At 52.2% G+C, this 9,341-nt stretch carries 8 protein-coding genes; 3 read left to right on the forward strand and 5 right to left on the reverse strand.

Annotation, left to right across the window (positions count from 1 at the left end; all coding sequences use genetic code 11):
• Window positions 1-69: 69 nt before the first annotated feature.
• Together QW71_RS15800 and QW71_RS15810 are read right to left on the reverse strand one after the other, a co-directional pair.
• Window positions 70-2,406: a UvrD-helicase domain-containing protein gene (locus tag QW71_RS15800; protein ID WP_039300094.1), complete on the reverse strand. Its 2,337-nt coding sequence runs from the start codon at window positions 2,404-2,406 to the stop codon at window positions 70-72.
• A 485-nt stretch (window positions 2,407-2,891) separates the two neighbouring features.
• Window positions 2,892-3,347, reverse strand: a complete 456-nt coding sequence (locus QW71_RS15810; protein ID WP_039300100.1) for an Imm30 family immunity protein — start codon at window positions 3,345-3,347, stop codon at window positions 2,892-2,894.
• A gap of 154 nt (window positions 3,348-3,501) precedes the next feature.
• Between QW71_RS15810 and QW71_RS39010 the strand changes: the two genes are divergently transcribed.
• Window positions 3,502-3,669 (forward strand): aspartyl-phosphate phosphatase Spo0E family protein, encoded by a 168-nt coding sequence (locus QW71_RS39010; RefSeq protein ID WP_076243512.1) that lies wholly within the window; start codon window positions 3,502-3,504, stop codon window positions 3,667-3,669.
• 477 nt (window positions 3,670-4,146) lie between these two features.
• Here QW71_RS39010 and QW71_RS15815 read toward each other — a convergent pair whose 3' ends face one another.
• Window positions 4,147-5,010 carry a Cof-type HAD-IIB family hydrolase gene (locus tag QW71_RS15815; protein WP_039300103.1) on the reverse strand — a complete coding sequence of 288 codons (864 nt, stop codon included), beginning with the start codon at window positions 5,008-5,010 and terminating at the stop codon, window positions 4,147-4,149.
• 287 nt (window positions 5,011-5,297) lie between these two features.
• On the opposite strand from QW71_RS15815, the gene tnpB reads away from it, so the two are divergent.
• Window positions 5,298-6,371 (forward strand): IS200/IS605 family element RNA-guided endonuclease TnpB, encoded by a 1,074-nt coding sequence (gene tnpB, locus QW71_RS15820; RefSeq protein ID WP_039300143.1) that lies wholly within the window; start codon window positions 5,298-5,300, stop codon window positions 6,369-6,371.
• Window positions 6,372-6,676: 305 nt separating this feature from the next.
• Window positions 6,677-7,918: a DUF445 domain-containing protein gene (locus QW71_RS15825; RefSeq protein ID WP_039300105.1), complete on the forward strand. Its 1,242-nt coding sequence runs from the start codon at window positions 6,677-6,679 to the stop codon at window positions 7,916-7,918.
• 136 nt (window positions 7,919-8,054) lie between these two features.
• On the opposite strand, the gene QW71_RS15830 is transcribed toward QW71_RS15825, so the two are convergent.
• Window positions 8,055-8,381, reverse strand: a complete 327-nt coding sequence (locus QW71_RS15830) for a P-II family nitrogen regulator (protein WP_039300108.1) — start codon at window positions 8,379-8,381, stop codon at window positions 8,055-8,057.
• A 239-nt stretch (window positions 8,382-8,620) separates the two neighbouring features.
• Window positions 8,621-9,341, reverse strand: a 721-nt coding sequence (locus QW71_RS15835) for a glycosyltransferase family 4 protein (protein WP_039300110.1), incomplete at its 5' end; no start/stop codon positions are given.

Below are 9,341 nucleotides of genomic sequence, written 5' to 3' on the forward strand. Positions count from 1 at the left end.
AGGGGCTATTAGTTGTTTGGTTTGAAGTTAATATTGGCAGGTCAGCTGGAAAAGCAGCCGTGCGTCACGTTATACAGGGACTTCCCGGGTGCTTTTTTCCATCGGTGATTTGCAGAGCGGACAGGGCTTCGAGGTAAGGTGATCCTCGGCGCCGCCCGCCTTCAACCGGGTCCAGCCCGGGCAGGACTTGCCGGTACAGCTCCAGACGGGAACTGTATGCATTCTGGCTGCGGAGGACCCGGACGAATAGCTGCTGCGCACTACAGTGCTTCTGTTTCCGGCGGCCGGTGCAGTTGCTTGCAGCGGGACCGCAGCGCGGAAGGCGGAGAGCATGAAGCGCGAGACCTCTGCCTTCTTGCCCCGGTGCCTTGCGGGCGAGCTGATGAACAGCTCTTCACGGGCCCGTGTCACGGCTACATAGGCAAGTCTGCGTTCCTCTTCTAGTAGCGCTATTCCTGCCTCGGCTGCTGCTCTGGCGGCAGTACTGCTGACTACAGTTACGCTTGCCTTCGCCGGCTTGCGGTCCTTCAGCCGGCCCTCCTCCAATGCGGAGCTATGCGGCAGAATGCCCTCGGAAGCCCCGATAAGGAAGACAACGGGGAACTCCAGTCCTTTGGATTTATGAATGGTCATCAGGGCGATGCGGTTGCCTTGCTCCTTAAGCCCCGGCTGACGGCTCTGCTCGTTGCGCTCGGTTACGTTATCAATGAATTCGAGGAACAGCGGAATCGTGCCGAACCGCTCTGCGGATGCCTCCAGCTCATCGAGCATTTCCTTAAGCGTCTCCCGGTGCAGTGTGGCCTGGTGCCGTTCATTGGCTTCAATGAAATAGTCATAGAAAACGGTACGGATCTGGCGGATCGCCTGTACCGGCGTCAGTCCGCTCAGGCCGCGGATCAGATCCAGCCGCTCGCGCAGCTTGGTACCTTTGAAATCCTCCATGCCCGGCATGGAGAGGAGGTGAATCAGCGGGCCCTGCTTCGCCTGCACGGCCTCCATGCGGCGGATATGCTCCATCCCTTTTTCCCGGCTCATGTAGAGGGTCGGCAGAATATTCTCCATCGCGGCGAAGTTCCGGCGGTTAATAGACAGGCGCAGATGATCCAGCACAGGGGAGATCAGCCAATGCTCGTAGAGCAGCTGGCCTTCGCCGTAGTCTACATAAGGGATATCGCGCATCAGCAGCAGCTCCAGGATTGCCCGGTTGCTGCTGGTGGCGCGGTATAACAGCGCATAATCGCGGTATTCTCTTGCTCCGCTGCCGATCTCACGTTCAATATGCTCAACAATCTGCTCGGCTTCTTCATCCGCCGTTTGCGGACGCAGATAGCGGGGCGGATTGCCGCTGCTTTTGGCAGCTTGCAGCGTCTTGGCCCGGCGCCGTGTATTATGGCGGATAATCCCGTTGCCCAGCCCGATAATGGCCGGGCCTGAGCGGTAATTGATATCGAGGGTGATCACCTTGGCATTTGGATACAGCTTCTCGAATTCCAGAATAAATTCGCTGCGCGCACCGTTGAAGGAATAGATGGTCTGGTCATCATCTCCGACCACCATCAGGTTGTTCTGCGGATGGGCGATCATTTTGACCAGCTCATATTGCAGCGCATTCGTATCCTGGAATTCATCGACCATTACATATTGGTATTTCTGCTGCAGCTCCAGCAGCAGCGCCGGCTGCTCCCGGAGCATCCGGTAGGCGATCAGCAGCACGTCGTCGAAATCGATTTTGAAATTATCGGTCTTCCACTGCTCGTACAGGGCGAGAATGGCCTTCATTTCCTTCTCCGCTTCCGTCGTTTCCGGCATATCCTCCGGCAAGCCCATATTCATCTTGCAGGAGGAGAGCAGGGTGAGCAGATTCTCTGGGGGATAGGCATCCTTCGGCAGCCCGAGCTGACGCATGATCTGCTTCAGCAGAATGTGCTGGCGCCGGGTTTCATGGAATATATCCTGCCGCAGTCCCTGCCGGCGCAGGAAATAAAGGAAGAACGAGTGGAACGTGCGGGCCTGCAGGCGGGCGGCATCGCCCGCATCCACACCCGGCAGCAGCGCAATCCGCTCGCGCATCTCTGCCGCTGCCTTGCTGGAGAACGTGAGCAGCAGCAGCCGGCCCGGGGCGATGCCGCGCACAGACAGCAAATACCCGGTTCTGCAGATCAGCACCGAGGTTTTGCCGGAGCCTGCTCCCGCCAGCGTCAGCAGCGGCCCGAGATGATGCCGCACCGCTGAGATTTGCGGAGGATTGAGCAGAATGCCGCCTTCCTCCAGCCTGCGGAAGTAAGCCGCATCGCTGTCCCCGGGCTTGACGGTCTCCCTGCTCGTCTGGGCGGAGGCAACCTTCGCCTGGGGGATTTTCTCGCCGGTAGCGCCCAGCGGTATATTATGAAATAAGAGCTTGTTCATTAGATTCACCTTCGTTTGTTCTATATAAGCTTATCTGCAAGTTATACTGCGAGTTTACCGGTGGGGAACTTTCAGGCGTAGACTATCACTGCACCAGCTCTAAATCCTGCACGAAATACAATATTTCCCTCCTACAATCTCGCCTAAACCCAAAATTGTTGTATAAAATGCAGCATTCCACCTCATTTAAGCGGATAATCCAGACAATTGCTGTATTTCCTGCAACAATTCTTCGAATATCCTGGTATCTATTGAATCCAAGTTGCAATATGTACAACATTTTGACCAGTATACAATATACCATTTTGCCCGTTCCCCTGCATGGAAGTCTAGTGAATAAGATGAGCGGGATAATAGGCAGAACCAGCCCGCCAAGGGCTTAAGGGACTGGAACCAAGACATGTGATTCCGGATATTCTTCAGGAGGGTACGGCAATAGCTTTTGGCATTCTGCTTAGCAGGGCTGCGAAGTATGGATAGATTAGTTACTTCAGTTTAGCGAGAATGTAATTAGCCTTGCGCTCGAACAGCCGGGGATTGTCTTCCTTAATTTCCTCCAGCAGAAAAGCCAGGCATCTCTTGACCTTCACCGGCATGAGGGCGGCGATCTCTGCGTAATCTTTGCGGTAATTATCGTCATTCAGGATTCTTGTATTCAGCACAATGGCCCAGTTGCGTGCATGCTCCATCATGTCCGGCAGTGACTCGAGCAGCTGGGTCAGGTACATCTCCATTTGAACACTCTCCACGAAATGAACGAGGCTGAACATAACCTCCTCCTGTTCCGTATCATCATCGAATATCTTGAAGATCTGATGAATCACGGCATCCTCCGTATCACCAGCCAGGCCTTCCAGCGCAAGATCAAATTGCTCACATTCCAGCTCGGTACGCAGCAGCCGGTTCTCATATAGCCGGGCAATCCCCGGGTACAGGTTCATCTGAGATTCCTCCTAATTCACCTTGCAGCTGAAGCTGCCGATGCCGGGCAGAGTACAGCTTGCGGCGGGTTATGTAAGAATAGTTCACGCCATTTATCTTAAGGTCCAATTTTTGACAGCTGAGATTAATATATTGAACAAAGGAGGAAGTGTCATGCAGACCAATGATCGTACATTTTTGCTGCAGGTAGAGAAAGCCAGACAGAAGTTGTACCAGACGCAGCAGAGATACGGCATTTTGACACATCCCAAAGTAGTTGAACAATCGGTTGCCCTGGATCATTTGCTTAATCAGTATAGCTATCCGCAAAGGATTAGCTGATTGGATAGATTCACAAATAAAAGGTGAGAATTGGAGGGATGTCGTGTTTATTCCCGTTCTGTTGGCTTTGACTACCGCCCAGCGGTTAACTGTCATCATATTTCTCGCATTAAACCTAGGTGCAATATCTGTCTGCTGTCTTCATCGCTCTGGAGCCGGCCGCCGCTGAAGAAGAGCAGCCTTCCTGTGAGGGCTGTTTTTTCTTTGAAATATAAGAATTTATATGTTTCACACGATAATTTATCCTTCTATTTCTCGCTGAAACGGTACCGTCCTTACAAAAGGACGGCAAAGCCGTTTCCACTTGTGCTATGAAGACGGAGTTACTGCTTATCCAAAAGATGCCGCAGACCCGCAGCAACACCATGCGAATTTATATGTTTCACACGATAATTTATCCTTCTATTTCTCGCTGAAACGGTACCGTCCTTACAAAAGGACGGCAAAGCCGTTTCCACTTGTGCTATGAAGACGGAGTTACTGCTTATCCAAAAGATGCCGCAGACCCGCAGCAACACCATGCTCCGAGTTGCTTAGCGTAATGAAATCGGCGGTTTCCTTGAGGATGGGGGCGGCATTCTCCATAGCAATCCGGTAGCCGGCGATCTCGAACATCGGCAGATCATTATAGCTGTCACCCATAACTGCGATTTGCGCTGCCGGGATGCCGTAATGCTCCGCCATCAGCTTCACGCCGTTGCCTTTATTAGCATCTTTATGATTAATTTCAATATTGTTGACATGCGATGCCGTAATAATCAGCCCGGGAATCGCGGCGAACCGTGTAGAGGCTTCCTTCAGCAGTTCACGGTTCAGCGAGAAGGCGAGTGTCTTGTAGATCAGATTCTCCTCTTTGCTCCAGATGTCCTCCATGCTCTCCACATAGGTTACAGCCGCCTGCTGGAACTGCTGGTCGATCATCGCCTTAAGCAGCCAGCCCACCTCTTCGGGAACCTCATCTTCCTTCAGTGCCGACAGCTTCTCCAGCCGTACCCGCTTATCAAGCTCTACATATACGTTATCCTCTGTGTATACCTCGTAGTACAATTCAGGAATCTCGTTCATCCAGCGCAGCGCGGGGATGATATCCTCCTTGTTCAGCGGTGTACTCGCGGCAAGCGTCCCGTCAGGCAGTGTGACAACAGCGCCGTTCAGACTCACTACAGGACACTCCAGATCTGCCAGCCGCAGCTGACGCTCCGCATCCATGTAAGAACGTCCGGTGGCTATGATCACGGTATGCCCCAGACGCTGTGCGTGCAGTATGGCTTCCTTGTTCTCCCTGCTTATCTCACCATCCCCGTTCAGCAGTGTTCCGTCCATATCCAATGCAATTAGCATGTTGCAGTTCTCCTATTCCATCTATAGTTGTAGGTGCCCCTTCAAGGGCGCTGAAAGCTTGGTTGAAATGTAATCATGTATAGGTTTCACGCGATAACTTATCTTTCTGTATCTTATCATTATTTCTCTGAAATTTAACATTAGGTAGTCAGAATTCCTTGACTTCTAAAGTGGCAGTATGAATGATTACGTTCTTTCTTCATATATGGGAAAAATTTTCCTTATATAAGAACGTGTGTGCTATAATCATTTTGATAATGTTTGGAAATGAGGTGCATCGTGTGCTTATCTATAAAGCGTATAAATACCGTATCTATCCTAACCGTGAGCAGCAGCACTATTTTGATAACGTATTCGGGGCCGTCCGTTTTATCTACAATACAATGTTATCGGATAAGATCAAACATTACCAAATCGCAGCGACGATGCTCCATACAACACCTGCGGGTTACAAGAAAGATTTCCCGTGGCTTCGAGAAATCGACAGCCTGGCCCTGGCCAATGCCCAGCTCCATCTGGACAAAGCGTACAAACAATTCTTTCAGAAGAAGAGTATGGGCTTTCCCCGATTCAAAAGCAAGAAAACACATACAGACCGATTTACAACAAACAATCAAAAAGGAACGATAGCGATTGAAGGCGGTATGCTCAAAATCCCAAAGCTAAAGACCAGAATCCGAATCCAGATGCACCGCCCCTTTACGGGGCGGATCAAATCCTGCACCATCTCTAAAACACCATCCGGCAAATACTTTGCGTCCGTTCAGGTTGAAACAGAAAGCACGCCATTACCTATAGCTGATCAGAAAATTGGCGTTGATTTAGGACTGAAAAGCTTTGCGGTGACCTCGGAGGGTGAAGTGATTGCCAATCCGAAACATCTGAGGAAATCGGAACAACGATTAAAAAAGCTGCAAAAAAACGTATCCCGAAAGAATAAAGGAAGCCACAACCGATCCAAGGCCAAACTCCGATTGGCCAAGCTGCATGAAAAAATAGCAAACCAGCGGAAAGACTTCTTGCACAAAACGTCCACCCGAATGATCCACGAAAACCAAGTGATCGTAATGGAGGACTTGCGTGTAAAGAACATGCTGCAAAATCATAAATTAGCGAAGGCCATATCCGAAGTCTCCTGGAGGTTATTCCGAGAACTGCTGACCTACAAAGCGAAATGGTATGATAGGCAGTTGATCATTGCTCCTCCAAACTATGCAAGCAGTCAACTCTGTTCCTGTTGTGGCTATAAAAACGCGGAAGTCAAGAATTTGGCTATGCGGGAATGGTCTTGTCCAGAGTGTCATACGGAGCACGACAGAGATCGGAATGCGGCTGCCAATCTTCTGAAAATAGTGATGTAAATGGCACTATGGGCAAGGAACGAGCCAGTAAGCTTGGGTAAACTTGGAGCGTTAGCTCTATTGACCAAGAAACACCCACCTCATAGGTGGTGTGTAGTTCACAAATCACATTTTCATCCATATATAGTCCGGGGTACGTATATTTAAGCTGCGTTTCTTGCCGGATTTTCAGAAAAGAGTCTTCTCGTGGTACAATTGAATGTAGACCTGCAATCTTGTAACGGGAATGTCTGCTGTTGTCTGAAAAGCAATTTTTCCGGGCAAAAGATGGCTTGGGGTCGTTATGTAAGGGGGATAATAAACACATGAAATCCAGAAATTTAGCTACCATATCTCTTGCCATCATGGCCTGCGGTTTCCTGTTCACCTTATTTCTGCCGGAGAACCTGGCTGTTATTCTGCTGAGAGGGGGCTTCGAGGCTGGGCTTGTCGGAGGGATTGCCGACTGGTTTGCAGTGACCGCGTTGTTCCGCCATCCTCTGGGGCTTAGAATTCCGCATACTTCGCTGCTGCTGAAGAACCGGGATAAGCTTATACAGTCTCTAATCTCCGCGATGGAGAATGAACTGCTGAACAAGGAGAGCATTGAGAACAAGCTGCGCAAAATCAACATCATCTCTCTGGGCGCCGGTATGCTGACACGGTTCTTCTCCAGAAAGAAAGCGAGAACGGAAATGCTGGAGCAGATTAAAGAATTCGTACTGCGGCTTCCGGTAGAGCAGGCGGTTCCGTATCTTCAATCTGCAGCAGCAGGCTATCTGCGTGAAGCTGAGCTTGGCGTTGCCGCCGATAAAATCGCAACCAGCCTGATGAATGACGGCAAGGATATTGCCGCTCTTGATTATGCGCTGGAAGGGATTTCCTCCTGGAGTGGGCGTCCGGAAACCCGTGCGATGCTGGGCAAGATCGCCAGCGAGAAGCTGGCTGAGGTGAAGCTTGGCGGGCTGAAGGGGATGGCTTTTCAGGCTTTTGTCGGATTCGTTGATGCCGATATGCTGGGTGAAATGCTGCAGGGCATGGTGCAGTCCACTATCCGTGATTTCAAGGAAGAGGACAGCCCGTACCGTGAGGAAGTCATCCGGGAGATCCGTGTCGCTCTGTTCCAGCTGTTGAGCAATGAGGAGCGGATCTCCTCGCTGAAGGATTGGGCGCTGAATGAGCTGCAAGGGGAGCCTGCTGCGGCTTTCCTGCAGCAGCAGCTGGAAGGACTGCGCGTCAAGGCGGTTGCGCTGATTGAGGAAGACCGGGTACGCGGCGGCCGCAAGCTGTTCTGGCTGTATGCCCTGCTGGTCCGGCGGATCGGCAAGGAGCAGGAATGGATTCAGGCTTCCGAGGAGCGGATCCGCGGCACGCTGATCGCCTTCGTGGAATCTAATCATTACCGGATCGGCCAGCTGGTCAAGGAGAACCTTGATCAAATGGATGACTCCTCGCTCGTGAACATGCTGGAGGAGAAGGTGGGCAAGGATCTGCAGTGGATTCGCGTTAATGGAGCTGTGTGCGGTTTTGTTGTAGGGCTGGTGCTTACGGTTATCCAGATGATCTGACAGTAGCGTGAGCAAGAACAGGCAGAGGCAGCAAGGCATTCCCCGGACCGTCCGTGAAGACGGAGACCGGCGGAACGTTTTGCTGCCTCTTTCATATGCGCTACAGGAAAGCGGATCATAAGGAAGACCGGGAAGTTTACAGCTGGTTTTTACCGTTGCTGATGGTGAAGACCTCCTGTACGGGCAGGACAAAAATTTTGCCGTCGCCGAATGAGCCATGCTCACCGGTTCTTGCTGTGCGCATAATAATGCTGATGACGTCATCCTTCTCATCATCCTGGATTACGATCATCAGAAGCTTCTTGGAAATTTGATTGTAATGGTTGGTTCCGACCTGGATTCCCTTTTGCTTACCGCGTCCGAGCAGGTCCATTTTGCTGATGGAGGGGAAGCCGGCAAGCAGTAATTCAGCCATGACCTCATCCGCTTTCTCCGGCCGTACTATAGCTTTGATCATTAACATAACGATGCACCCTTTCTACAGCGAATATTGTGTTGTAGGGGGTTGCCAATGTCTTGTTGGCTTACTTTGCAGTGCATTTGCTTAATGGCAACGCTTACAATATGAGTATAATATTAACTGCAGCCGTATCCTGCGAGAAGGATCACAAAATTCGTATGACACAATGTCGCATTGCCGGGGATCGTCAAAGGGGCTGCTGTATCGCATCCCGGAGGAGGTGTACGGACCCCTCCCCCCGGTTATTGCGGTACCAGCTTCAGGTAGAGATTCTCCAGCAGCTCTACAGTATGCTGCCATTCGAACATCTGCAGCGCATCGCTCCGCCCCTGCATCCCAATCCTTGCCGCGAGCACGGGATTGCGGCCGATCATCAGCATTCGCTTGGCGAATGGAGCAGGGTCCCGGTATCTCTCCACCAGATATCCGTTATGGCCGGAATCAATAATCTCCCGGATTCCGCCGTTTCGCGAGGCGATCACCGGAAGTCCCGTGGCCATGGCCTCCACATTCACGAGGCCGAAGGATTCATGCCGCTGGGAAGGGCAGATGAAGCAGTCTGCGGCCTGATACAGGCTGTGAATATCCTCATGCGGGATATTCCCCAGGAAAGACACGCGCACGCCCAGCCGGCGCGCGAGTACCTTAAGCTGCCGGAGATAAGCCGGCTTGCCGTCTCCGGCGATCACTAGCCGGGCGGGCATATGCCTGTTCAGCCGGTGCATGGCCCGGATCAGCACAGGCACTCCCTTGCGCGGGATTACCCGGCCCACGAACAAGACGGTGAAGCCGGGGGCCAGGCCGTACAGCGCGCGCAGTCGTGCCTTCTCCTGCGCCGGCACGGGGACGAAGCGGGACAGGTCCGCTCCCAGCGGAACAACGCGGAGCTTGCCCGGGATACCGGGGAACCGCCGCGCGAGCCGCTGCTGCAGGGAGCGGCTGTTAGCCGCGACAGCGTCCGCC

The sequence above is a fragment of the Paenibacillus sp. IHB B 3415 genome, from assembly GCF_000802655.2.
GTDB lineage: Bacteria > Bacillota > Bacilli > Paenibacillales > Paenibacillaceae > Paenibacillus_AQ > Paenibacillus_AQ phytohabitans.